Here is a 23,777-nt window from a genome sequence, read left to right on the forward strand (position 1 = left end):
GGTCCGGACCCGTACGGCGGTGTCGACGGGGATGCTCCAGACCTTGCCGTCACCGATCTTGCCGGTGCGGGCCGCCTTGACGATGACGTCGATCAGCTGGTCGGCGTAATCGTCCTCGACGAGCACCTCGATACGGATCTTGGGCACGAGGTCGACGGTGTACTCGGCACCGCGGTAGACCTCGGTGTGGCCCCGCTGCCGGCCGTAGCCGCTGGCCTCGGTGACCGTCAGACCCTGGACGCCGAAGGCCTGCAGGGCCTCCTTGATCTCGTCCAGCCGGTGCGGCTTCACGACCGCGGTGATGAGCTTCACGCGTCCACCTTCTTCGACGGGGCGTCGGTCACCTGGGTGCCGGTGCCACTGCTGCTGTCCAGGGAGGTCAGGGCGGAGCGGACCGCGCCGGCCACGCCCGCGAAGTCGTAGCCGGTCTCCGCGTGCTCGGCCTGGTCGATGCCCGCGACCTCGGTGTCCTCGCTGACGGTGAATCCGATCACCAGGTCGATGAGCTTGGCAAGGATCGCCGACGCGACCAGCGAGTAGGCCAGGACCACACCGACGCCGAGGAACTGCTTCCACAGCTGGTCGAAGCCGCCGCCGTAGAACACGCCCTTGGCCGTCTGGCCGACCCCGCCGGTGGCGAAGAAGCCGATGAGCAGCGAGCCGATGATGCCGCCGACCATGTGGACGCCGACCACGTCGAGGGAGTCGTCGTAGCCGAACTTGTACTTCAGGCCGACGGCGGCGGCGCAGCCCACACCGGCGATGACACCGACGGCGATGGCGCCGAGCGGGCTGACCGAGCCGCAGGCCGGGGTGATGGCGACCAGACCGGCGACCGCACCGGAGGCGGCGCCCAGGGTGGTGAAGGAGCCGTGCTTGATCTTCTCGTAGGCGAGCCAGCCGAGCATCGCGGAGGCGGTGGCGACCTGGGTGTTGGTGAAGGCCACGGCCGCGACGCCGTCGGAGGCGAGCCAGGAGCCGGCGTTGAAGCCGAACCAGCCGAACCACAGCAGACCGGCGCCGAGCATGACCAGCGGCAGGTTGTGCGGCCGGAACGGGTCCTTCTTGAAGCCCACGCGCTTGCGGATGACGAGGATCACGCCGAGCGCCGCGGCACCGGCGTTGATGTGCACCGCGGTTCCGCCGGCGAAGTCGATCACGCCGCGGGTGAACAGGAAGCCGTCGGACGCCCAGACCATGTGGGCGACCGGGAAGTACACGACCGTCGCCCACAGGGCCACGAAGAGCGACCAGGCGGTGAACTTCACCCGGTCCGCCAGGGCACCGCTGATCAGGGCGGGTGTGATGATCGCGAACATCAGCTGGAAGACGGCGAAGACGTACACCGGGATGGTGTAGCCGTCCCACAGCTGGGCGATCCCGATGTTGCGCATGCCGGCCCACTCGAAGCCGCCGAAGAAGGCGTTCCCGGAGTCGAACGCGACGCTGAAGCCGTAGAGCGTCCAGAGCACCGTGACGATGCCGATGGCGATGAAGCTCATCATCAGCATGTTCAGGACGCTCTTGACCCGGACCATGCCCCCGTAGAAGAAGGCCAGGCCGGGGGTCATCACGAGCACCAGTGCCGCGCTCAGCAGCATGAACGCCGTGCTACCGCTGTCGAGCGTGGGCGTGTCTGCGGCAAGCGTCAAAAAGCCTGCTGCCATCGGCGTCTCCTCGTCATCCGAACGGCCCGTGCGGGATGCGGGCTCGGTGGGCCGGTTTTCGCCACGAGGTTGTCCCAGCCGGGTTTCCGTCGACGCCATCGGGTGTTTCGGAACCGTGACGAAGAAGTCGTCCGTGTTACGGGGCGATGAACCGCCACCCCAGCGGACGCCGCCATGACGACACCGTCATGACTCCGTGACCCCTCGGGCGGGCCGACGAGCTGTATACGTGCCGCGCGGGCCGGGGTGTACAAACCTCGCCACGCCGTCGAAGGCAGGCGTGGGTGATCGAGGAGATGCACGAGGACCGGCCGCGGCGAGCCACCCGGTTGACCTGGCATGGGGGAGCCGAGTCGGGCTGTCGGGATGGCCGGCCGCGGCCGGGGTGCGGGGTGGACCGCCGGGTCAGGCGGTCGCGGCGACCTCGGGGAGGTCGGACGCCAGGCGCTCGCTGAGCTGGGCGACCTCGGCGACCTTGCCGTAGTCGCGCAGCGCGCTGTCCGCGGTCTTGCGGATGCGGGTGTTCACCCGCTCGGAGCGGACGTGCTTGGCGACGTCGATGGCCTGGACGGTGAGGCTTGCGGCCTCCTCCGGGTTGCGCTGGAGCAGGTGCACTGTGGCCATGCCGATCAGGTTGAGGGCGTAGGCGCGCTGGTGGACCCCGTCCCCGGCGAAGAGTTCGACCGCCCGCTGCATCACCGGGTGGGCCAGCGAGGCGTACGTGGGGCTGCGGCCGGCCACGTACGCCAGGTCGCGGTAGGAGTGGGCGTTCTCCGCGTTGAGCTCGGCCTCGTTGAAGAAGCTGATCCAGTCCGGGTCCTCGGCGGGGCGGGAGTCGGTGTAGGAGTCCTCGGCCAGCCGCACGGCGCGGTGGCACTTGCTGACCTGGCCCATGTTGGCGTAGGCGCGGGCCTCCATCGCGTACAGCATCGCCTGGGTGGTGGCGGTCGCGCTGTCCCTGCTGCCGTACTGCGCGAGGTGGATGAGCTCCAGTGCGTCGTCGGGCCGGTCCAGGTGGATCATCTGGCGGCTCATGCTGGACAGGATGAAGGCGCCCAGCGGGCGGTCGTCGGCCTCCTTGGCCGCGTGCAGGGCCAGGACCAGGTACTTCTGCGCCGTGGGGTGCAGGCCGACGTCGTACGACATCCAGCCGGCGAGCGCGGCGAGCTCGGCGGTGACCCGGTAGAGCCGCTTGGCGACGGGTTGCGGATGGGTCTCCTGGAGCAGGTCGGTGACCTCGTGCAGCTGACCCACCACGGCCTTGCGGCGCAGGCCGCCGCCGCACTGGTTGTCCCACTGCCGGAACATCACCGTGGTGGCCTCCAGCAACTCCAGCTCGGGCTCGGAGAGCCGGACCCTGGCCCGGGCGTCGCGCGGCGGGGGGACATCGGCACCGGACGCGGGGGTGGGCACCAGCCAGCGCTGCATCGGCTCGACGAGGGCGGGGCCGGCGGCCAGCGCCAGGGAGGTCCCGAGGAAGCCGCGGCGGCCGAGCATCAGGTCACTGCGGGAGAACTCGTTGATCAGCTGGACCGTCTGCGGCCCCGCCCACGGCAGGTCGACTCCGGTCGAGGCGGGCGGCTGGTGGGCGGGGCGCAGCCCCAGGTCCTCCACGGGGACGACGGTGCCGAAGCGTTCGGAGAACAGCTCGGACAGGATGCGCGGAATGGGTTCGCGCGGCTGCTCGCCGTCCAGCCAGCGGCGCACCCGTGAGGTGTCCGTGCTCACGTGCAGCGCACCCATCTGGCGTGCTCTGCGGTTCACCTGACGGGCGAGTTCGCCCTTGGACCAGCCGCTGCGCACAAACCAAGAGGTCAACTGCGCGTTGGGCTGCTTGTCCTGTGTGCCGCCCACCGTGACGCCCCCATTCCGTCGCCCAACACCTCCGGGGATGAGGGCCGTTGCCTGCCTGGCCCCCAGTGCCTCAGTGTCCTGTGAGTCTTGCCTCCGGCATACCCGCCGGCCCGCACACTTCCGGGGCTTGCAAACCGAAAGTAATCCTACGATCACCCATCCGGCGATGCCTCCAGCGAAAACGCCACCATTCGCCACCCCTTCGAATGAACTACATGTGCACACGGCGCGATTCACTTGACACATGCCGATCAGGCACGGGCGTAACCATCGGCAACTGCGACCCGTTGGGGGTGTCATGGGCTTCACGATCGGCAGCATGCGGGAGATGCGTCACATCCGCTCCGGCGCGCGCCGCCGGACGCACGCCTCGGCGTGCACCACCGTGGCGGAGTACACCGGGTTGTGCGGATGGGCGGTGGCGCCGGGTGCGCGCGCCACGCGCGGGGGCGGGCACTGCTCCTGCGGTGACCCGGGGTGCGAGGCACCGGGCGCCCACGCACTGGAGTTCGCCGGCGAGGTGCCGGCCGGGGCCACCCTCGAGGAGGCCGTGGCCGCCTGGGAGCGCGTGCCGGGCGCGGCGCTCATGCTGCCCGTGGGGCGCGCCTTCGACGTGATCGACGTGGCGGAACGATCCGGCGTGCGCGCTCTGGTGCGCCTGGAGCGCATGGGACTGCGACTCGGCCCGGTCATCGCCACCCCGGACGGCCGGGCCCAGTTCTTCGTCGCGCCGGGTGCCGCCGCCGAGCTCCCGCACCTGCTGTACCGCATGGGCTGGGACGACGCCGACCTCGACCTGCGCTGCCTCGGGCCGGGCGACCACGTCACGGCCCCGCCCTCCGACCTCGGCGGCCTCGGCCCGGTCCGCTGGCTGCGGCCGCCGGCCCTGGACGCCGCCCGCCAGCCGCCGGAGGCACGGCTGCTGCTCGGCACGCTGGCCTACGTCTGCCACCGGGACCGCGCGCACGCGTGAACAACGGGCAAGGGGCGCACTCCCGTGAGTGCGCCCCTTGCCCGCTTGACGTCCCCTCGGCCACGTGCCCGCGGCCGCCGCCGGCTACGAGCCGATCAGCGCGTCCACGAAGGCCTCGGGCTCGAACGGCGCGAGATCGTCCGCTCCCTCGCCCAGGCCGATCAGCTTGACCGGTACACCCAGCTCCCGCTGGACGGCGACGACGATGCCGCCCTTGGCGGTGCCGTCGAGCTTGGTGAGCACGATGCCGGTGATGTCGACGACCTCGGCGAAGACCCGGGCCTGCACCAGGCCGTTCTGCCCCGTCGTGGCATCCAGCACCAGCAGGACCTCGTTCACCGGGCCGTGCTTCTCCACGACGCGCTTGACCTTGCCCAGCTCGTCCATCAGGCCGGTCTTGGTGTGCAGCCGGCCCGCGGTGTCGATGAGCACGACGTCCGCGCCCTCGGCGATGGCCTCCTTCACCGCGTCGAAGGCCACCGACGCGGGGTCGCCGGCCTCGGGCCCGCGCACGGTGCGGGCGCCGACGCGCTCGCCCCAGGTCTGCAGCTGGTCCGCGGCCGCGGCACGGAAGGTGTCGGCGGCGCCCAGCACGACGCTGCGGCCGTCGGCCACCAGGACGCGGGCGAGCTTGCCGGTGGTGGTGGTCTTGCCGGTGCCGTTGACGCCCACCACCATCAGCACGGCCGGCTGGTCGGCGCCGTCCGCGTTCGGCAGCCCGTCCGTGTGGAGGGTGCGGTCCAGGTCCGTGCCGATCAGGGCCAGCAGTTCCTCGCGCAGCAGCTGCCGCAGGTCGGCGGGGGTACGGGTGCCGAGCACCTTCACCCGGGTACGCAGCCGTTCCACCAGTTCCTGGGTGGGGGCGACACCGACGTCCGCGGTGAGCAGGGTGTCCTCGACCTCCTCCCACGTCTCCTCGTCGAGGCGCTCGCGCGAGAGCAGCGTGAGCAGCCCCTGCCCGAGCGCGTTCTGCGAGCGCGAGAGCCGGGAGCGCAGCCGCACCAGGCGGCCGGCGGTGGGCTCGGGCCGCTCGATCTCGGGGGCGGCCGGGCGCTCCTCGACGAGGACACCGCCGGCGGGGGCGTCCTCGGACTCGGGGAGCTCGACCTCTTCGATGGTCCGGCGGGGCTCGTCCCGCGGGGCCTCCGCCTCGTCGCCGACGTGCGGTTCGGCGGGGGGCGCGGTGATCGTCGGCTGCTCGGTGGGCGGCGCGGGGGGCAGCTGCTTCCTGCGGCGGCTGCCCACCACCAGCCCGCCGGCCGCCAGGATCACGACCAGGGCGATGACTACGGCAAGAATGACGGTTTCCATAACCCGTCCAGTATCGGTCACGCGACCCGCCCTCCCGGGAGCCACCCGGCGGGCGTCCGCGACTCTGTTCTGATGATTCCTCAGCTAACGTCGGCGCATGCCCGCCACTGTCGTACGCTTCAACCTCGTCGACCCCACGGCCTCGCCCGGGGCGCTCGGCCACCGCTACCGGGCGGCCCTGGACATGGCCGCGTACGCCGACGAGCACGGCATCGCCACCCTCCAGACCGAGGAGCACCACGGCTCACCCGACGGCTGGCTGCCCTCGCCGCTCACCTTCGCGGGGGCCGTCCTCGGCGCGACCCGCAGGATCGCGGTCACCGTCTCCGCCCTGATCGGGCCGCTGTACGACCCGCTGCGGCTGGCGGAGGACCTCGCGGTGCTCGACCACATCGGCGGCGGACGCCTGGTCACCGTCGCCGGCATCGGCTACCGACCGGAGGAGTACCAGGCCCTCGGGGTGGACTGGCACCGGCGCGGCGCGCTCCAGGACGAGCTGCTGGAGACGTTGCTCACGGCGTGGACCGGTGAGCCCTTCGTCTTCCGCGGCCGGACCGTGCGCGTCACACCCCGCCCCCACAGCTCCCCGCACCCGCTGCTGATCGTGGGTGGCAGTTCGCGCGCCGCGGCGCGCCGGGCGGCGCGGTTCGGACTGCCGTTCTTCCCCAGCGCCCACCTCCCGGAGCTGGAGACGTACTACCGCGGGCAGCTCGCCGAGCACGGCACCGAGGGCTGGTGCCTGATGCCCGCGCCGCAGGTGCCGATGCTGCACCTGTCCGAGGACCCCGACCGCGCCTGGGCCGAGTACGGCCGGCACCTGTTCCACGAGGCCGCCACCTACGCCTCCTGGCAGTCCTCCGGCATCCGCTCGGCGGTGCGCTCCACGGCGGCCTCACCGGAGGAACTGCGCCGCGAGGGCGTCTACCGCGTGGTCACCCCCGAAGAGTGCCTCGCCTTCGCGGAGGCGAGCACCGAGCCGGCCATCGCCCTCGTGCTGCACCCGCTGTGCGGGGGCATGCCGGTCGAGGAGGGCTGGCGAAGCCTGCGCCTGTTCGCGGAGCGGGTCCTGCCCCGGCTCAAGGACTGACCGGGCCCGGCCGCGAGCGGCCCGGCGCGCCCTTGGAGATCCCCTCCATGCGTTCACCACATGAAGCCTGGCCTCGCTCGATCAGGCCTTGAGCCGCTGGCTGATGACCTTCGACACGCCGTCGCCCTGCATGGACACGCCGTACAGCGCGTCGGCGACCTCCATGGTGCGCTTCTGGTGGGTGATCACGATCAGCTGCGAGCTCTCCTGCAGCTCCCGCATGATGCCGATGAGCCGCTGCAGGTTGGTGTCGTCCAGCGCGGCCTCGACCTCGTCCATCACGTAGAACGGGCTCGGCCGGGCCTTGAAGATCGACACCAGCAGCGCCACGGCGGTCAGCGAGCGCTCGCCGCCCGACAGCAGCGACAGCCGCTTGACCTTCTTGCCCGGCGGACGGGCCTCCACCTCCACGCCGGTGGTGAGCATGTTCTCGGGGTCGGTGAGGATCAGCCGGCCCTCGCCGCCGGGAAAGAGCCGGGAGAACACGCCCTCGAACTGGCGGGCCGTGTCGTGGTAGGCGGAGGTGAAGACCTGCTCGACCCGCTCGTCGACCTCCTTCACCACCTGAAGCAGGTCGGCCCGGGTCTTCCTGAGGTCCTCCAGCTGCTCGGAGAGGAACTTGTGCCGCTCCTCCAGCGCCGCGAACTCCTCCAGCGCCAGCGGGTTGACCTTGCCCAGCTGCTGGTACGCCCGCTCCGCCGCCTTCAGCCGCTTCTCCTGCTCGCCCCGGTGGTAGGGGCGCGGTGTGTTGCGCGGGTGCTCCGGGTCCTCCGGCAGCACCTCGCCCTCGGCGGGCGGGGACGGCGGCACGAGCTGGTCCGGTCCGTACTCCGCGACCAGGCCCTCGGGCTCGACGCCGTACTCCTCCAGCGCCTTGCCCTCCAGCTGCTCGATCCGCAGCCGCTTCTCGGCGCCCAGCACCTCACCCTTGTGGACGGAGTCGGTCAGCCGGTCCAGTTCGGACTTCAGCTCCCGGCCCCGGCGGCGCGCGGTGTCCAGCTCCGCCTCACGTTCGGCCTTGGCGCGCTCGGCCGCTCCCCGTTCCTCGTCCGCGCGCCCCAGCGAGACCTGAACATAGGCCAGCAGGCCCTGCGCGCCCGTCAGCACCGCTGAGGCGACCTGCGCCTCGTACTCCAGGCGTGCCTTGCGGCGGGCGGCCCGGGCCCTGGCCTCGCGCTCGGCGCGGGCGGCGCGGTCCAGGCCGTCGGCGCGGCCGGCCAGGCCCTTGACCCGCTCCTCGTGGGTGCGGACCTGGAGCCGCGCCTCCATCTCGGTCTGGCGGGCGTTGGCGCCGTCGGCGGCCAGCCGGTCCCGCACAGTGGTGTCCGGCTCCTCCTCGGCGGGCGCGGCCTCCGCCTCGCTCAGCCGGAAGGAGAGCTCCTCGAGCTCCTCCATGGCGGCCGCCATGGACTCCTCGGCGCGGCCCACGGAGGCGGCAGAACGTTCCGCCTCCCCCGCCGCGGCACGTGCCTGGCCGCCCAGCCGGCCCAGTTGCTGGGCCACGGCCGACTTCTCCTTCTCCGCGGCCCGGCGACGCTGCGTCAGCTCGTCGACCACGCGGGCGGCGGCGGACCGGCGTTCCTTGGCGGCGGCCTGCTCCTCCGCGAGCGCCTCGCAGCGCCCGGCCAGTGCCTCCAGCTCCGCGGCTGCCTCGTCGACGGCGGCCTGGACCTCCAGCAGGCTGGGGGCGCCGGCCGAGCCGCCGTGGGCGAAGTGGGCGCCGAGGACGTCGCCTTCCGCGGTCACCGCGGTCAGCCCCGGGTGGGCGGCGACCAATGACTCGGCGTCGGCGAGGGTCTCCACGACGACGTAGTCCCGCAGCAGACGGCGCACGGCCGGGAGCAGTTCGTCGGGACCACCGACGAGCGCGGCCGCCGCGCGTGCGCCCGCCGGCACCTCGGCGGCCGCCCGCGGGCCGGCGTCGCCGGCGACGAGCAGCGCGGCGCGTCCCGCGTCGTCCTTGCGCAACAGCCGCAGCGCCTCGGCGGCGGCGGCCGGGCCGGAGACGGCGACGGCGTCGGCGGCGGCGCCGAGCGCGGCCGCGACCGGCACCTCGTGGCCGGGGGCGACGGTGAGCAGTTCGGCGGCGGGGCCGAGCAGTCCGGTCAGGCGGTCGCCCGCGGCGAGCAGGGCACCGGTGCCGTCCTTGCGGCGCAGACCGAGGGCGAGGGCGTCGTGGCGCGCGGCGAGGGCGGCCCGCTCGCGTTCGGCGGCGGTGGCGGCATCGCGGGCGGCGGAGTGGGCCTCGTCGGCGCGTGCCTGCTCGACCTTGGCCGCTTCGAGGCGCTCGTCGAGCTCGAAGTCGCCGGCGTCCAGGTCCTCGACCCGGGCGCGGAGTTCCTCGTACTCCTCCTGGGCGGACTCGGCGCGCTCGCGCGCCTCGTCGCGGGCGGCGGTCAGCCGGCCGATCTCGGCCTCGGCCGAGCCGGCCTTGGAACGGGCGGCGTTGACCTGTCCCTGCAGCCGGGCCAGGCCCTCGCGGCGGTCGGCGATGGCGCGGGCGGCGGCCTTGAGGGCTTTGTCCTCCTCCGCAAGGCGGCGTTCCAGTTCGGCGCGATGGTGGACCGTGTCGTCCAGCGCGCGCTGGGCCGCCTCCAGGGCGTCGGTGAGTTCCGCCTCCTGCTCGCGGATGCGGGCGGCCTCGCGCTCCATGTCCTCCGGGTCGCGGCCGCGCCGCTCCTCCGCGGGCTGCGCGGTGGCATGGCGTACGCGCTGCTCGGCCAGGCCGATGGTGCCGCGCACCCGCTCGGCCAGCTGCGACAGCCCGTACCAGGTGGCGCGGGCGTCGGCGAGCCGCGGCGCGAGGGCCCTGACCTGCTCCTCCAGCCGCGCCTCGCGCTGTATCGCGGCCGCCAGGTCCGTCTCGACGGCGTCGCGGCGCTCCTTGAGCGCGGCCTCGTCGGCGACCTCGGAACGCAGCGCCTCCCGCAGGGTGACCAGGTCGTCGGCGAGCAGCCGCAGCCGGGCGTCGCGCAGGTCGGCCTGGATGACCACCGCGCGGCGGGCCACCTGTGCCTGCCGTCCCAGCGGCTTGAGCTGACGGCGCAGCTCACCGGTCAGGTCCTGGACGCGAGCCAGGTTCGCCTGCATGGCGTCCAGCTTCCGCAACGCCTTTTCCTTGCGCTTGCGGTGCTTGAGGACGCCGGCCGCCTCCTCGATGAAGGCGCGGCGGCCCATCGGATCGGCGTGCAGCACCGAATCCAGCTGTCCCTGGCCGACGATGACGTGCATTTCGCGGCCGATACCGGAATCGGAGAGCAGTTCCTGGATGTCCAGCAACCGGCAGGTGTCGCCGTTGATCTGGTATTCGCTGCCGCCGTTGCGGAACATGATCCGCGTGATGGTGACCTCGGCGTATTCGATCGGGAGGGCACCGTCGCTGTTGTCGATCGTGAGCGACACCTCGGCACGGCCGAGCGGCGGCCGCCCCGTCGTGCCGGCGAAGATCACGTCTTCCATCTTGCCGCCGCGCAGCGACTTGGCGCCCTGTTCGCCCATGACCCAGGACAGCGCGTCCACGACGTTGGACTTGCCGGAACCATTCGGACCGACGACACAGGTGATTCCGGGTTCGAATCGCAAGGTCGTCGCCGAGGCGAATGACTTGAACCCGCGCAGGGTCAGGCTCTTGAGGTGCACGCCGCTGGACTCTACCTCCCGCTCCCGGTTTCACCGAGGAATGCGGGGGGCACATGCAATGCAAGGGCGGAGATCATGGGAGGGCGAACGGGGCGGCAAAACGACGAAGGGACGCCGGGGCGTCCCTTGCACATTCCCAAACGGAGTCGTTTCCACTGATCGGCCGAAAGGCCGGGTCAGGCGAGAACCGGCTCCGCGTGAGGTACGTCGACGAGCTCGTGCGAGGCGGCGGCCAGCGCATCGTTCTCGGCCTGGATCCGTACGAGCTCGGTTTCCAGGTCCTGGACACGCTGCTGCAGCCTTCGCATCTCGGCGAGGAGTCGAGGGTCGGGGCCGCCGACGTAACCGAGAAGCGCCTTTGCCATGATGGATGGTCCTCCACGCTGAGTGACCGACCGGGGAGCGGTGTGGGTCGTGAGTGAGGGGTTAGAGGCACCCGCGCCGTGTGCGCCGAAGCTGCCCTTCGCCATGCCTACAGCTGCGGTGCGCGGGGCTTCCAGCGTCTCACCAAATAGTTGGACGGTCAACACGATCACAGCCCGGTCGTCGGGTGCGCCTAAGAAAACACGGCGCGAGAAGGGCGCCGCGGGCGTCCCGCGTGGCGTGGAGGACGGGGCCGTCGATCGCTCCCCGAAGATCACCGCGTCCTCGATGTCGGCAGCCTCGCACGCGGTACGCGAAATGGCAACCTCCTTGTCGCTCTTGCCACGTGAGATTGCCGGTGATCTGTCACCTCGGCCCTCACCTGCGAGGACGAGGCGGTGTGCCGGGCAGTGCGTCAGCGGATCGCGAACCCGTCGTAACCGCCGCGCGGCTCGCCCCAGATTTCGGTGACGCCGTCGACGCGTCCGGGCGTGTCGCCGGTCCGCAGCCAGTCGAGCAGACCGTCGCAACGCGACCGCTCGCCTTCGGCCACGATCTGCACCCGGCCGTCCGAGAGATTGCTCACATAGCCGTCGAGTCCACCGATCTCCAGCGCGTGCACCCGTGTCCACCAGCGGAAACCCACTTGGTGTACGCGGCCTCGCACCCAGGCGGTGAGTCTGACAGCGTCGTTCATGAAAGCACGCTAACCCGTCAGTTGCCCAGGCTTCACACCGGCCCCTCCTGTCTTTCGGTACAGTCGCGCCGCAACAGGACTCACCCGTTCGGGTGAACACCGTCGACATAAAGGACTGCACCGGATGGGCCGCCACAGCCGTAAAGCCTTTGAGCCGGCGCCGTTCTCCGAGGTGGCGCCGCGCCACCGCGGGCAGAGCAGCAGGGCCCGGCGGCGCAAGCAGAACCCGGTGCGCACCGGGCTGCTGGCCTCGTCCGCCGCGCTGGCCGTCGGCGCGATCGGCGTCTCCAGCGGGCTGCTGCCCTCGCCGGACGGTTCCGGCGGGTTCGCGTACCACGACGACGCTCCCGGCCAGGTGCAGGCCGCCGGGCTGCCGAACACCGCGAGCCCCCAGGACGTCGGCGCCGTCCCCGCCGACCGCGACACCTCGGCGCCCGCCAGCCGTGGCGACGCCCGTACGACCGCGCCTCCCGCGGCCCCGTCGGCACCGGCGACCACCACGACGCCGGCCCCCTCCGCATCGACCCCGGGCGAGCGCGCCGGCACCCCCGCCGCGCCGCAGGCCTCCGCGAGCTCCACGCCGGCCACCGTCCCGTCCCCGCCCGCGGCCACCACCGTGCCGGGCGACGACGACGCGGTGCAGGACCCCGACCAGAGCGTCGCCGAGGTCTCCGTCCTCGCCCTGGTGAACACGGTCCGGGCCACCGCCGGCTGCCAGCCGCTGCACGCCGACAAGAAGCTCTCCGAGCTCGCCTCCGACTTCAGCGCCGACATGGCCGCCCGGGGCTTCTTCGACCACACCGACCCCGACGGCGACGACCCCTGGGACCGCGCCGCGCAGTCCGGTGTCAACAAGCTCGGCGGCGAGAACATCGCCCGCGGCCAGGCCACGGCCCAGGAGGTCATGGACGCCTGGATGAACAGCGAGGGCCACCGCGCCAACATCCTCAACTGCGACTTCAAGAAGATCGGCGTAGGCGCCGTCTTCGGCGAGGGCGGCCCCTGGTGGACGCAGGACTTCGGCTACTGAGGCAGGCACCGCCCGCCGGTGCTCCGTTGAGCGCCGACGGCTCCGCGCACGTAAAGGTGGGCGTGGTCGCGAAGGACGCGCCGCCGCAGGGCGGCCCAGTGGCACCCCGGGGCGGGGCGCTTCCTGGCGTGGTCAGCGGGGCCGGCGCTCGAACTGTACGGCGTCGGGCCCGGCCGCGGGCAGCGGCCCCGGGACTGGAAGGACCGAGGGGCGCTGCCCGCGGGCCTACGGAGCGGTCAGCGCCGCCTCCAGCGAGGAACCGTGGCGCTCCAGCCACGCCTCGCGGCGTTTGATCCGGTCGCCGACCCCCTCGTGCCACATACGGGCCCAGCCGCCGCCCTCAGTCTCGGCCATCCGCTTCATGGAGAACCACGCGCGGCGGGTCCGCAGCACGGCGACCTCCAGCAGGCGGCCGCGGTCGGTACCGGACATGCCGTACGCGTCGGCGAGGAGCCGGCAGCGGCGGGGGACGTCGACGTCGCACAGGTGGGGGTCGGCGTCGGCAGGATCGCCGATGGGGGCCCAGTAGAGCATCGCGTTGTGGATCTCCTCGACCCTGGGGACCGGCCTGGCCAGGTCGAAGTCGATGAGCGCGGCGGCCCGGCCGTCGCGGAAGACGATGTTGTCGGGCGTGAAGTCCATGTGCCCGATCACCTCGGTGGGATGGGCGGGCGCGGGAGGCATGTCCGGGTGCGGGTCGGGACCGGAGGGCGCCCGGACACCGTCGGGCGGCGTGAAGCCCGCGACCGCGTCGTCGTAGGCGCGGACCAGGCGGCCGACCGAGACGAGGCGCTCCTCGTCGGCGATCCAGGTGGGCCGCGGACGTCCGGCGACCTCGCCCGTGACATAGGTGAGCACCTCGCGGCCCGCGGCGTCGATGCCGAGAAGGCGAGGGGCACCGGGGAAACCGACGTCCTCCAGGTGACGGAGCAGGGCGTGCACCAGGGGGCTGTGGGCTCCGGTCGGACGGCGGACCGTGTCACCGACGCGGACGACGCCCTCGGTCACGTCACCGCCGATCAGGGGTATCTCCGGCTGCGGCTCGGCGGCCTCGGCGTACGTGGCGGCGGGGGCGGGCGAAGCGGGCGGGCCGTCGGGAAGCATCCGCCCATTGTGCGCCGTACGGCCCCGGTCGCGCCGGGGGTTCACGAGGCGAGCTCACCGCCCGCGCAGACGCCCGTACTGGCGTACGACGCCGCCGGCGAAGGTGCAGGGGCGGCGGCCCCGGAGCTCGGCGTGTTCCGGGGCCCCCGCCGCGACCCGCGCTGGAGCACGTGACCGGTCGGTGGGGGCGGCCGAGCGGCTGTCTCGCTGATCGGGTTTGTGGAGTCGCGGATGCCGGAAGTGCCGGCGGCGCAGGGTCGCTACGACGAGCGGACGACGGCGGCCGTGCCGGCCGGTCCGCGCGGCGGTCGCTGACAGCGCGGGCAGAAGTAGCTGGACCGGTTCATCCAGGGGCGGCGGCGGATCGGGGTGCCGCAGCGGCGGCAGGGCTCGTCCTCGCGGCCGTAGGCGTCCAGGGAGCGGTCGAAGTAGCCGGACTCCCCGTTGACGTTGACGTACAGGCTGTCGAAGCTCGTGCCGCCGGCGGCGAGGGCGTCCGTCATGACCTCGCGGATGTGGGTGAGCAGTTCGGTGGTGACCGGCCGGGTCAGGTTCGCGGTCGGCCGCTCGTAGTGCAGCTTGGTGCGCCACAGCGCCTCGTCGGCGTAGATGTTGCCGACCCCGCTGATCAGGGACTGGTCGAGCAGCGCCCGCTTGATCGTGGTGCGGCGGCGGCGCAGCGCGGTGTGGAAGGCCGCGTCGTCGAAGCGGGGGTCGAGCGGGTCGCGGGCGATGTGCGACAGCGGGACCGGCAGCCGCTCGGGGTCGCCGGGCACGCACTCGTGCAGCGACAGGCCGCCGAAGGTGCGCTGGTCGACGAAGCGCAGCTCCGTGCCGAGGTCGTCCTCGAAGCGGATCCGGATCCGCAGATGGGCCTCGGCCGGCGCGTCCTCGGGCTGGACGAGCAGTTGGCCGCTCATGCCGAGGTGGCCGAGGAGCGCGAGCGGCGAGTCCTGGAGTGGCAGCCACAGGTACTTGCCGCGGCGCAGGGCGGGACCGAGGGTCTGCGCCTCCAGCCGGGCGGCGAAGTCCGCGCCGCCGGCGAGGTGACGGCGCACGGACCGGGCGTGCAGCACCTCGGCCCGGGCGACGGTGCGGCCGCTCACCCAGCGGTCCAGGCCACGGCGTACGACTTCGACCTCGGGCAGCTCCGGCACGCGGCGCGCTCCTCTCGGAAGGCGGTTCCCCGCCCGGGGGAACCGCAAGGCCCGCCCGGGCGGCCTCTGGGGCCGGCCGGGCGGGCCTGACGGACTCAGCTCGCGACAGTGCCGTTCGCGTCGCGCTTGGCACGGATCCCGCGCCAGGCGGCCTCGGCGGCCTGCTGCTCTGCTTCCTTCTTGCTGCGGCCGGTGCCGGTGCCGTACTGGACACCACCGACGCGGGCGGCAGCCGTGAAGGTCTTCTCGTGGTCGGGTCCGGTCTCGGAGACCACGTACTCCGGTACACCGAGGCCCTCGCCCGCGGTGAGTTCCTGGAGGCTGGTCTTCCAGTCCAGTCCCGCCCCGAGGTTGGAGGACTTCTCGATCAGCGGATCGAAGAGCCGGTGCACCAGCTCCGACGCGGCGTCCAGGCCCTGGTCCAGGTAGACCGCCCCGATCACCGCCTCGAGGGTGTCCGCGAGGATCGACGCCTTGTCCCGGCCGCCCGTGCCCTCCTCGCCCCGGCCGAGGCGGATGAAACTGCCCAGGTCGAGGCCGCGACCGACATCGGCCAGGGCACGCGAGTTGACCACCGCGGCGCGCAGCTTGGCGAGCGTGCCCTCCGGGAGGTCCGGGTGGGTGCGGTAGAGCGTGTCCGTGACCACCAGGCCGAGCACGGAGTCCCCGAGGAACTCCAGCCGCTCGTTCGTAGGCAGGCCGCCGTTCTCGTACGCGTACGAGCGGTGGGTCAGCGCACGCACCAGAAGGGCGGGTTCGAGTGTGTACCCGAGCCGCCCTTCCAGAACCGCGGGGGACGAGGCTGCCTTACCGGCGTCCGTCGACGTTGCGCCGTCTGACGACATGGAGCCCCTCACCCGCCGATCAGACCTCGAGGACCTGACGACGGTTGTAGGTGCCGCAGCTCGGGCACGCGATGTGCTGCTGCTTCGGCTCGTGGCAGCGCTCGCACGCCACCAGGCTCACGGGCGCAGCCTTCCACTGCGAACGGCGGTGGCGCGTGTTGCTGCGCGACATCTTCCGCTTGGGAACAGCCACGGCTACTTCTCCTGGTTCTCGTCGGCGCCGTCCTCGGCACCGCTCAGCTGGATTTCCTGCAGGGCCGCCCAACGGATGTCGGTGACCTCATGGTGGTGGTCCGGGTCGTCCGCCAGCCGCGCCCCGCACTCGGAGCACAGACCGGGACAGTCGTCCTGGCACACCGGCTGCAGCGGCAGTTCGAGAACCACCGCGTCCCGCAGCACGGGCTCGAGGTCGAGCAGGTCGCCCTCGAGGAAGAGTGTGTCCTCCTCCTCGGCGTCGTCACCGGCGTCGGCGGCACCATGGTGCCCACCGGTCCGGGTGTCGGCGTCGGGGTAGGAGTACAACTCCTGGAAGTCCGTCTCGAGCTCACGCTCGAGCGGCTCCAGACACCTTACGCACTCCCCCGAGAGCGGCGCGCGGGCGGTGCCCGTGACGAGCACCCCCTCCATCACCGACTCCAGGCGGAGGTCCAGCGTGATCTCCGCGCCCTCGCGGACACCGATGACCTCGATGCCCATGTCCCTGGGGGCCGGGACCGAGCGGGAGACCTTCTTCATCGCCCCAGGACGACGACCCAGCTCGTGCGTGTCGAACACGAGCGGGTTGCGGTGGTCGAGGCGGGTGTTCAGGGCTCCTGCTTTCATCGGTCCGGTGCGTGCCCGTCGGTACGACGGCGGGCACGCCAAAGCGCCGGGGATCACACGGCTGAGGGATCAGGATACCGGTCCCCGGGGCTCAGCCCAAACCGCGCTCCTGCTCCAGCTCCCGCAGCCGGTTCAGGTCGATCATGCTGGTGTCGAAGAAGCTCGTCTCGTCCAGCGCCGCGCCCTGACCCTGCTGGTGCTGCTGCGGGATGTACTGCTGGTGCTGCTCATACCCGGTCTGCTGCGGCTGCTGCGGCTGCTGCCATCCGTAGTTCGGGTCGTAGTACGCCTGCTGCGGCTGCGCCGCGTACGGGTCGGCGTACTGCCCCTGCTGCTGGTAGGGGTCCGGCTGCTGGACCTGCTGCTGGTACGGGTCGTGCTGCTGGTAGCCGTAGTCGGGCTGCTGCACGGTGTTCGCGTCGTACTGGTAGTCGCCCGGCGCCGCGGGGGCGGCCAGCCCCGCGAGGTACTCGGCGTCGGACTGCCCGGGCATCTGGCCCTCGGGGTCCGCGTCGGTCATGTGGGCGCCGAGCTCGTCGATGGGGCGGTGGCCGGTGAGTTTCAGCCGGCCCCGTCCGACGGCCTCCAGGGTCTTGCTGAGCACCGCCTCGAAGGCGCCCAGCTTGGCGTCCACGTACTCGTCGGCGCGGCGGCGCAGGGTTTCGGGGTCGGCGCTGCGCTCCGGTACGTCGTCCTCGTACGGGTAGCCGTTCTCGTCGAGGGCCGGGCCGTGGCCCAGCAGCTTCTCGCGGCCGCGGTCCACCGAGCCGATGGTCTTGGTCAGTACGACCTCGAAGTTGGCGAGCTTGCTGTCGACGTAGTCGTCGGCCTCGGCCCTGATCTCGTCGGCCTCGCGCTGCGCTTCGGTGACGATGCGCTCGGCCTCCTGCTGGGAGCGGCGGGCGATCTCGGTGTCGGAGATCAGCGAACCGCGTTCCGCGTGCGCGGCCTCGATGATCCGGCCGGCCTCGGCCCGGGCCTCCTCGACCATCTGCTCGCGCCCGCCCAGCAGCTGCTGGGCCTGGGAGAGCGAGTCGGGCAGCGCCGACCGCACGTCTTCGAGCATGGCGAGCAGCTCGGCACGGTTGACCACGCAGGAGGCCGACATCGGCATGGACCGGGCGGCCTCCACGGCGGCCACGATCTCATCGAGCTTCTTCTGGACGTCCACGTCCCAGACTCTACTGCTGCTCGAGCTTCTTCTTGAGGGCCTCCAGCACGACGGGGGGCAGCAAGTGCGCGACGTCGCCGCCCCATTGCGCCACCTCCTTGACGAGGCTGGAGGACAGGAAGCTGTAGGTGGGGTTGGTGGGGACGAACAGGGTCTCCACGCCGGTCAGCCCGTTGTTCATCTGGGCCATCTGCAGCTCGTAGTCGAAGTCGCTGACCGCGCGCAGGCCCTTCACGATGGCGGGGATGTCGCGCTGCTTGCAGAAGTCCACCAGCAGGCCGTGGAAGGACTCCACGCGCACGTTGCCGTACTCGGCGGTGACCTCCTCGATGAGGGCGATGCGCTCCTCGATCGAGAAGAGACCCTTCTTCGACTTGTTGATCATCACGGCCACGTAGACCTCGTCGTACAGGCGCGAGGCTCGGGCGATGATGTCGAGGTGTCCATTGGTGACGGGGTCGAAGGACCCCGGACAGACTGCGCGGCGCAACGGTGACTCCTCGCTCTGAGGGTTCTGCGGGTGGTTCATGACGCGTCAGTAACGTCGGCGGCGCGACCGTACCAAAGCGTCCCTTCTCCGTACCGCCGGGCCCTGATCCCTTCGTACCCCTCGGGCCAGCGGAATTCCCCGCCTCGGGTGGCCCTTTCCACGGTGGCGACGGCGTCCGCGTCGAGCCAGCCCTGGGTGCGGAGTGTGAGCAGGATCTCGCGCAGCTCGTCGTCCGTGACGGCGTACGGCGGGTCCAGGAACACCAGGTCGTACGGGTCCGCCGGGGGCTCTCCCGCGATCACCTTCTCGGCCTTGCCGGCCCGCACCTCGGCCCCGGGCAGCCCGAGAACGCGGACGTTCTCCCGGATGACCCGTGCGGCGCGGGGGTCGGCCTCGACCAGCAGCACGTGTGCCGCGCCACGCGACAGCGCCTCCAGGCCGACGGCGCCCGACCCCCCGTACAGGTCGATGACCCGCGCCCCGTGCAGAGCGCCGCGCAGCGACTCCCAGGTGGAGAACAGCCCCTCCTTCGCCCGGTCCGAGGTGGGCCGGGTTCCGTTGCCCGGCGGCACGGCCAGGCGACGGCCACCGGCGGCTCCGGCGATCACGCGGGTCATCTGCGGCTCACTCGTCTCGTGGGCGGGAACGGCGCCTGCGCGGCGCCGCTCCCCCACGATACGTAGGTCAGTCCCGGCCCTGCTCGCCCCTGGTCTCCGGCAGAGGGGACCCCGTCACGGTCCCGACGAGCGTGGGCGAGGCGTAGCGCGACCAGGACAGGCAGCCGTCGGGCGGGCAGAACTCGGGGCGGCGCGGGTCGTGACCGAGCTCACGCAGCTTCGTCCGGACGGAGTCGGGCGTGCGGCCGAAGCGGGCGGCTATCCGGGCGATGGACTCTCCGTCGTGGAACCGGCGGACCAGCTCCTCCTCGTGCTGCGGCACCCAGGGCGCGCCGTGCCCCGGGAAGAGCTCGCGCAGCACGTCGCGGTCCGGAATGGGCTCGGCGACGTCCGCCACGAGCGCGAGGGCGCGCAGGGCCCGGTTGAGGGCGATGCGCAGGGACGGGACGTCGGTCAGGGGCAGAGCGAGCGTGCCGGAGGCGAGGAGGCTGTCCGGGTCGCCCTCGGACCAGCCGGCCAGGGTCAGGGTGACGGTGGTGTCGTCGTCGCTGGAGAGCTCGATCCGGAAGACCTTCTCGCCGAGCGGCAGTTCGTTGAGGTGACGGAACGACATGAAATCAGCCCCCAAAGGTCCAACTACGCCTATTCCCGAGCGGATCGGCGCGGACTGTGTCCATTCTCCCAGGGGGCACTGACAATGAGGGCCCGTCAGCCCTTGTCGAGGTACTGCTCGCGGTCCGCGTCGACCAGACTCTCCAACGCGCTGCGCAGATCCGGCTGACCGGCCAGTTCCGGGTCCGCGGCGACCAGTGCGGTGGCCTCCTCGCGGGCGGCCGCGATCACGTCCTCGTCGTCGATCACCGTGAGCATGCGCAGCGACGAACGCGTCCCGGACTGGGCCTGCCCCAGCACATCGCCCTCGCGCCGCTGTTCCAGGTCGATGCGGGAGAGTTCGAAACCGTCCAGCGTCCCGGCCACGGCGTCCAGCCGGGCGCGGGCCGAGGTCGCCTCGGGCATCTCGGACACCAGCAGGCACAGGCCGGCCGCCGAACCCCGGCCGACCCGGCCGCGCAGCTGGTGCAGCTGCGAGACGCCGAAGCGGTCCGCGTCCATGATCACCATGGCGGTGGCGTTGGGCACGTTGACGCCGACCTCGATCACCGTGGTCGCCACCAGCACGTCGACCTCGCCCGCGGCGAAGCGGCGCATCACGTCGTCCTTCGCCTCCGGCTGCATCCGCCCGTGCAGCACCTCCACGCGCAGCCCCGCCAGCGGCCCCTTGGCCAGCTGCTCGGCGGTCTCCAGCACGGCCAGCGGCGGCCGCCGCTCCGCCTCGTCCTCCGCGGACTTCTTCTTCGCGTCCGGCTCCTCGTCGCCGATCCGCGGGCACACCACGTACCCCTGGTGCCCGTTCTCGACCTCCTCGCGCACCCGCTCCCAGGCGCGCGCCAGGAAGTGCGGCTTGTCCTTCGCCGGCACGACGTGCGTGGCGATCGGCGAACGGCCGGCCGGCAACTGGTCCAGCACGGAGGTCTCCAGGTCACCGAAGACCGTCATCGCGACGGTGCGCGGGATCGGCGTCGCCGTCATCACCAGCAGGTGCGGCGGCTGCTTGGCCTTGCTGCGCAGAGCGTCGCGCTGCTCGACGCCGAAGCGGTGCTGCTCGTCGACCACGACCAGGCCCAGGTCGTGGAACTGCACCTTGTCCTCGATCAGCGCGTGCGTGCCCACGACGATCCCGGCCTCGCCGGTCACCAGGTCGAGCAGCGCCTGACGGCGGGCGGCGGCCCCCATGGAACCGGTCAGCAGCACGACCTTCGTGCCCAGGTCCGAGCCGCCGAGCATGCCGCCCTCGGCGAGGTCGCCCATCATCTCCGTGATCGACCGGTGGTGCTGCTGCGCCAGCACCTCCGTCGGCGCCAGCATCGCGGCCTGGCCGCCCGCGTCGACCACGCCGAGCATGGCGCGCAGCGCCACCATCGTCTTGCCTGAACCCACCTCGCCCTGCAGCAGCCGGTGCATCGGGTGGTCTGTCGCGAGGTCCGCGAAGATCTCCGCCGACACCTTCTGCTGGCCCTCGGTGAGCGTGAACGGCAGCCGCGCGTCGAACGCCTTCAGCAGCCCGTCCTCCGCCGGCACGCGCGGCACGGCGGGCAGCGCGTCGTCCGCCGCCCGGCGCCGCGCGAGGGCCACCTGCAGCACGAACGCCTCGTCCCACTTCAGGCGCTCCTTGGCCACCATGATGTCGGCCTTGGACCGCGGGCGGTGGATCTTCTCCAGCGCCTCCGGCAGCGGCGCGAGCCCCCGCGACTCCCGGAGCGCGGCGGGCAGCGGCTCGCCCGTGCCGGCCCACTGCGTGGCCCCCAGGGAGGTCAGCACGGTGTCCACGGTCTTCGCGATCGTCCACGAGTTGACCTGCTTGACCGCCGGGTAGATCGGGATCAGCCGGCTCGCGAAGGCGTCCACGGCCTCCTTGCCGTCCTCCGCGTCCAGCAGCTGGTACTCGGGGTGCATCAGCTGCACGGTCCGGTGGAACACCGACACCTTTCCGGCGAACATGCCGCGGCGGCCCGGGAGCAGGTCGTGCTCCGGCTTGAACACCCCCCGGCCGAAGAAGACCAGCGTCAGCGAGCCGCTGCCGTCGGTGACGACCACCTCCAGGCGCGCCTTGCCCGGGCCGTAAGTCTTCTTCGTCGCCTTGGCGACGCGGGCGACGACGGTGACGTGCTCGTCGAGCGGGAGGTCGGACAGGCGGGTCAGCTCGCCGCGTTCCGCGTAGCGGCGGGGGTAGTGGTGCAGCAGGTCGCCGACCGTGCGCAGGCCGAGGTGGTCGGCGAACACCTTTGCGGTGCGGCCGCCGACGGATTTTGCGAGCGGTTCGTCAAGGGCAGCAGACATCCCGTCCATCTTCGCGCACGGCGCGGACATTGTGTGGGCGCGGCCGTTGTCGTGTGCGGGTCGCCTTGATGAACCCCCGCCCCGGCCGTCAGGCGCCCGGCGCAACAGGGGGGTGAGGCCGTTGGGGCGGGCGGGGGAGAAACCGCAACCGCAGCACACAGCGGCGCCGCACACAACCACCGGCCGCAGGGGGCACCCCGCGCACCACCGGAGGGCTACGTGTGGGGACGGCTACTCCACGCCGATCAGGAGGGGGCAGGTCTGCTGGCCGCCGTCGTAGACGACCGTGTCGACCGCGAGGTGGCTGTCGCGGACGTGGGCCTCGAGCCGGTCCGCCAGATCCGCGGGGGCGTCGGCCCCGATGACGAGTGTGACCATCTCCCCGCCCGCGGCGAGCATGCGGTCCAGGACGATGATCCCGGTCTCCACGAGGTTGCCGCCGATCACGGCGACGTCCCCGTCGATGAGGCCGAGGACGTCCCCGGCCTGGCAGACGCCGGCCATGGTCCAGGACTGGGCCTGCGCGACGGCGAGTTCGGCGTAACGCGTGGCGCCGGCCGCGGAGGTCATGGCGACGACGTCCTCGTCGAAGCGCCGGGTGGGCTCGTGGACGGCGAGGGCGGCGATGCCCTGCACCGCGGACCGGGTGGGGATGAGCGCCACGCGGACGCCCTCCGCGCGGGCCTGTTCGGCCGCGGCGCCCACCGCGTGCCGCAGTTCCACGTCGTTGGGCAGGAGCACGACCTCGCGGGCGTGGGCACGGCGGATGGCCTCCGCGATGTCGCCGCTCGCGGGCGGATCTCCGGGCCGTACGGCAACCACGGTGGCGCCGGCCTGGGCGCACAGCCCGGCGAGGCCGTCGCCGCGCACCACGGCGACGACGGCCCGCAGCGCGCGTTCAACCCGCTCGCCGGACGTCCCGCGGCGGTCCCGCTGGAGCGCGCGGGCCTGGTCGCCGAAATGCGTCACCTTGATGCGGTACGGCCGTCCCGCCTCGATCCCCGCCTCGATGGCGGCACCCACGTCGTCGACGTGGACGTGGACGTTCCACAGCCCGTCCCCGCCCACCACCACGAGTGAGTCGCCGAGCCGGTCCAGCCGCGTGCGCAGGGCGGGGACGGCGCGGTCGGGCGCCTCCAGAAGGTAGATGACCTCGAAGCCCGGGCCCCCGGGCACCGCGTGCGGGTCCCTGCCGTCCGCGGCGGCCTCGCCGCTCGCGCAGCCGTACGGCACGACCGAGGACGCGCCCCTGGGCAACGGCACCCGAAGGGCGTCGTCGAGCGGGCCCATCGGGGCCTGGCCGGAGACCGCGTCCGCGAGGGCGCCCAGGACGGCCACCAGGCCGCGGCCGCCGGCGTCGACGACACCGGCGTCGCCGAGGACGGCCAGCTGCCGCGGAGTCGCCGCCAGCGCCAGGCGCGCCGCCTCGTACGCGGCCCGGGACACCTCGTGAACGTCACCGTTCACCACGGAGGCGGCCTCCGCGGCCGCCGTGGCGACGGTCAGCATCGTGCCCTCGACCGGATGCGCGACCGCCTGGTACGCGGACTCCGCGGCCCGGCGCAGGGCCGGCCGAAGATCGCCCGCGTCCTCGGCGAGGACCTCGGCCATGCCGCGCAGCAGTTGGGCGAGGATCGTCCCGGAGTTGCCGCGCGCTCCTATGAGCGCGCCGTGCGCCATGGAGCGCAGGCACGAGGTGAGGTCCGGGGTGCTGCCGGAGGCGGCGTGGCCCTCGAAGACGGCGTCCACGGACTGGGTGGCGGACTCCACGGTCAGGAAGAGGTTCGTACCGGTGTCCCCGTCGGCGACGGGGTAGACGTTGATCGCGTCGATCTCCTCGCGTGCCCGGCCCAGCGCCTGGAGCGACAGCCGGCACCATGCGCGCACCGCGGGAGGGTCGAGCGTCGGCGGCACGTGTTCCTCCTGCGGGGGCGGCCGGGGACCTGGGGTGGGGAGGTGTCCGCACGCAGCGTACTGAGGGCCGCGACCCTCCGGGTGACCGCCCCGCACCGCTGACCATGGTAATTTCGAGGGACAGGAGCGGACGTAGTA

General features: G+C 72.4%; 21 protein-coding genes. 3 read left to right on the top strand and 18 right to left on the bottom strand.

The window, feature by feature from the left end:
* The 3 genes from ACRWNP_RS09650 to nsdA all read right to left on the bottom strand — a co-directional run.
* A partial coding sequence (locus ACRWNP_RS09650; RefSeq protein WP_431960642.1) for a P-II family nitrogen regulator occupies positions 1–312 on the bottom strand: 312 nt, incomplete at its 3' end.
* Positions 309–1,667: an ammonium transporter gene (locus ACRWNP_RS09655; RefSeq protein WP_431960643.1), complete on the bottom strand. Its 1,359-nt coding sequence runs from the start codon at positions 1,665–1,667 to the stop codon at positions 309–311. The genes ACRWNP_RS09655 and ACRWNP_RS09650, both read right to left, overlap by 4 nt.
* Before the next feature lie 405 nt (positions 1,668–2,072).
* The gene (nsdA, locus tag ACRWNP_RS09660; protein ID WP_431960644.1) at positions 2,073–3,521 is read right to left on the bottom strand and encodes a transcriptional repressor NsdA; all 1,449 of its coding nucleotides are present in this window, start codon (positions 3,519–3,521) and stop codon (positions 2,073–2,075) included.
* A 298-nt stretch (positions 3,522–3,819) separates the two neighbouring features.
* Here nsdA and ACRWNP_RS09665 point away from each other — a divergent pair, with 298 nt between their 5' ends.
* Positions 3,820–4,494: a bifunctional DNA primase/polymerase gene (locus ACRWNP_RS09665; protein WP_431960645.1), complete on the top strand. Its 675-nt coding sequence runs from the start codon at positions 3,820–3,822 to the stop codon at positions 4,492–4,494.
* A gap of 84 nt (positions 4,495–4,578) precedes the next feature.
* On the opposite strand, the gene ftsY is transcribed toward ACRWNP_RS09665, so the two are convergent.
* Positions 4,579–5,805 (bottom strand): signal recognition particle-docking protein FtsY, encoded by a 1,227-nt coding sequence (gene ftsY, locus ACRWNP_RS09670; protein WP_431960646.1) that lies wholly within the window; start codon positions 5,803–5,805, stop codon positions 4,579–4,581.
* A 97-nt stretch (positions 5,806–5,902) separates the two neighbouring features.
* On the opposite strand from ftsY, the gene ACRWNP_RS09675 reads away from it, so the two are divergent.
* Positions 5,903–6,892 (top strand): LLM class flavin-dependent oxidoreductase, encoded by a 990-nt coding sequence (locus ACRWNP_RS09675; RefSeq protein WP_431960647.1) that lies wholly within the window; start codon positions 5,903–5,905, stop codon positions 6,890–6,892.
* Between the two features lie 81 nt (positions 6,893–6,973).
* Here ACRWNP_RS09675 and smc read toward each other — a convergent pair whose 3' ends face one another.
* The 3 genes from smc to ACRWNP_RS09690 form a co-directional block, all read right to left on the bottom strand.
* On the bottom strand, positions 6,974–10,531 hold the full coding sequence (smc, locus tag ACRWNP_RS09680) for a chromosome segregation protein SMC (RefSeq protein ID WP_431960648.1): 3,558 nt from the start codon (positions 10,529–10,531) through the stop codon (positions 6,974–6,976).
* A gap of 176 nt (positions 10,532–10,707) precedes the next feature.
* The gene (locus ACRWNP_RS09685) at positions 10,708–10,896 is read right to left on the bottom strand and encodes a hypothetical protein (protein WP_319131640.1); all 189 of its coding nucleotides are present in this window, start codon (positions 10,894–10,896) and stop codon (positions 10,708–10,710) included.
* Between the two features lie 413 nt (positions 10,897–11,309).
* Entirely contained in the window at positions 11,310–11,591 is a 282-nt protein-coding gene (locus ACRWNP_RS09690) for an acylphosphatase (RefSeq protein ID WP_431960649.1), read from the bottom strand.
* A 124-nt stretch (positions 11,592–11,715) separates the two neighbouring features.
* Between ACRWNP_RS09690 and ACRWNP_RS09695 the strand changes: the two genes are divergently transcribed.
* On the top strand, positions 11,716–12,621 hold the full coding sequence (locus tag ACRWNP_RS09695) for a CAP domain-containing protein (RefSeq protein ID WP_431960650.1): 906 nt from the start codon (positions 11,716–11,718) through the stop codon (positions 12,619–12,621).
* A 225-nt stretch (positions 12,622–12,846) separates the two neighbouring features.
* Here ACRWNP_RS09695 and ACRWNP_RS09700 read toward each other — a convergent pair whose 3' ends face one another.
* From ACRWNP_RS09700 to ACRWNP_RS09750, 11 genes are all read right to left on the bottom strand, one after another.
* Positions 12,847–13,725 (bottom strand): phosphotransferase, encoded by an 879-nt coding sequence (locus tag ACRWNP_RS09700; protein WP_431960651.1) that lies wholly within the window; start codon positions 13,723–13,725, stop codon positions 12,847–12,849.
* Between the two features lie 260 nt (positions 13,726–13,985).
* A complete protein-coding gene (gene mutM, locus ACRWNP_RS09705) occupies positions 13,986–14,882 on the bottom strand; it encodes a bifunctional DNA-formamidopyrimidine glycosylase/DNA-(apurinic or apyrimidinic site) lyase (protein WP_431960652.1) in 897 nt (298 codons plus the stop codon).
* Positions 14,883–14,977: 95 nt separating this feature from the next.
* Complete coding sequence (gene rnc, locus ACRWNP_RS09710; protein WP_431960653.1) at positions 14,978–15,727, bottom strand: ribonuclease III; 750 nt, start codon at positions 15,725–15,727, stop codon at positions 14,978–14,980.
* A 19-nt stretch (positions 15,728–15,746) separates the two neighbouring features.
* A complete protein-coding gene (gene rpmF / locus ACRWNP_RS09715) occupies positions 15,747–15,920 on the bottom strand; it encodes a 50S ribosomal protein L32 (protein ID WP_026251550.1) in 174 nt (57 codons plus the stop codon).
* A gap of 2 nt (positions 15,921–15,922) precedes the next feature.
* Positions 15,923–16,549 carry a YceD family protein gene (locus tag ACRWNP_RS09720; RefSeq protein ID WP_431960655.1) on the bottom strand — a complete coding sequence of 209 codons (627 nt, stop codon included), beginning with the start codon at positions 16,547–16,549 and terminating at the stop codon, positions 15,923–15,925.
* 91 nt (positions 16,550–16,640) lie between these two features.
* The gene (locus ACRWNP_RS09725) at positions 16,641–17,720 is read right to left on the bottom strand and encodes a cell division initiation protein (protein ID WP_431960656.1); all 1,080 of its coding nucleotides are present in this window, start codon (positions 17,718–17,720) and stop codon (positions 16,641–16,643) included.
* Positions 17,721–17,730: 10 nt separating this feature from the next.
* Positions 17,731–18,210 carry a pantetheine-phosphate adenylyltransferase gene (coaD, locus tag ACRWNP_RS09730; RefSeq protein WP_431960657.1) on the bottom strand — a complete coding sequence of 160 codons (480 nt, stop codon included), beginning with the start codon at positions 18,208–18,210 and terminating at the stop codon, positions 17,731–17,733.
* A 35-nt stretch (positions 18,211–18,245) separates the two neighbouring features.
* The gene (gene rsmD / locus ACRWNP_RS09735; RefSeq protein WP_431960658.1) at positions 18,246–18,827 is read right to left on the bottom strand and encodes a 16S rRNA (guanine(966)-N(2))-methyltransferase RsmD; all 582 of its coding nucleotides are present in this window, start codon (positions 18,825–18,827) and stop codon (positions 18,246–18,248) included.
* Positions 18,828–18,894: 67 nt separating this feature from the next.
* Positions 18,895–19,440: a helix-turn-helix domain-containing protein gene (locus tag ACRWNP_RS09740; RefSeq protein WP_431960659.1), complete on the bottom strand. Its 546-nt coding sequence runs from the start codon at positions 19,438–19,440 to the stop codon at positions 18,895–18,897.
* 95 nt (positions 19,441–19,535) lie between these two features.
* Positions 19,536–21,734 (bottom strand): ATP-dependent DNA helicase RecG, encoded by a 2,199-nt coding sequence (recG, locus tag ACRWNP_RS09745; protein WP_431960660.1) that lies wholly within the window; start codon positions 21,732–21,734, stop codon positions 19,536–19,538.
* Between the two features lie 222 nt (positions 21,735–21,956).
* The gene (locus ACRWNP_RS09750; protein ID WP_431960661.1) at positions 21,957–23,639 is read right to left on the bottom strand and encodes a DAK2 domain-containing protein; all 1,683 of its coding nucleotides are present in this window, start codon (positions 23,637–23,639) and stop codon (positions 21,957–21,959) included.
* Between the last annotated feature and the right edge of the window lie 138 nt (positions 23,640–23,777).

Source organism: Actinacidiphila sp. bgisy160, assembly GCF_965342435.1.
Classification (GTDB): Bacteria; Actinomycetota; Actinomycetes; order Streptomycetales; family Streptomycetaceae; genus Actinacidiphila.

Coding starts and splice junctions, on each gene's coding strand:
- ACRWNP_RS09685 (WP_319131640.1), bottom strand. CDS start 10,896: ATGGCAAAGGCGCTTCTCGGTTACGTCGGCGGCCCCGACCCTCGACTC.
- ACRWNP_RS09700 (WP_431960651.1), bottom strand. CDS start 13,725: ATGCTTCCCGACGGCCCGCCCGCTTCGCCCGCCCCCGCCGCCACGTAC.
- ACRWNP_RS09675 (WP_431960647.1), top strand. CDS start 5,903: ATGCCCGCCACTGTCGTACGCTTCAACCTCGTCGACCCCACGGCCTCG.
- ACRWNP_RS09655 (WP_431960643.1), bottom strand. CDS start 1,667: ATGGCAGCAGGCTTTTTGACGCTTGCCGCAGACACGCCCACGCTCGAC.
- ACRWNP_RS09720 (WP_431960655.1), bottom strand. CDS start 16,549: ATGAAAGCAGGAGCCCTGAACACCCGCCTCGACCACCGCAACCCGCTC.
- recG (WP_431960660.1), bottom strand. CDS start 21,734: ATGGACGGGATGTCTGCTGCCCTTGACGAACCGCTCGCAAAATCCGTC.
- rsmD (WP_431960658.1), bottom strand. CDS start 18,827: ATGACCCGCGTGATCGCCGGAGCCGCCGGTGGCCGTCGCCTGGCCGTG.
- ftsY (WP_431960646.1), bottom strand. CDS start 5,805: ATGGAAACCGTCATTCTTGCCGTAGTCATCGCCCTGGTCGTGATCCTG.
- ACRWNP_RS09740 (WP_431960659.1), bottom strand. CDS start 19,440: ATGTCGTTCCGTCACCTCAACGAACTGCCGCTCGGCGAGAAGGTCTTC.
- ACRWNP_RS09665 (WP_431960645.1), top strand. CDS start 3,820: ATGGGCTTCACGATCGGCAGCATGCGGGAGATGCGTCACATCCGCTCC.
- ACRWNP_RS09690 (WP_431960649.1), bottom strand. CDS start 11,591: ATGAACGACGCTGTCAGACTCACCGCCTGGGTGCGAGGCCGCGTACAC.
- rnc (WP_431960653.1), bottom strand. CDS start 15,727: ATGTCGTCAGACGGCGCAACGTCGACGGACGCCGGTAAGGCAGCCTCG.
- ACRWNP_RS09695 (WP_431960650.1), top strand. CDS start 11,716: ATGGGCCGCCACAGCCGTAAAGCCTTTGAGCCGGCGCCGTTCTCCGAG.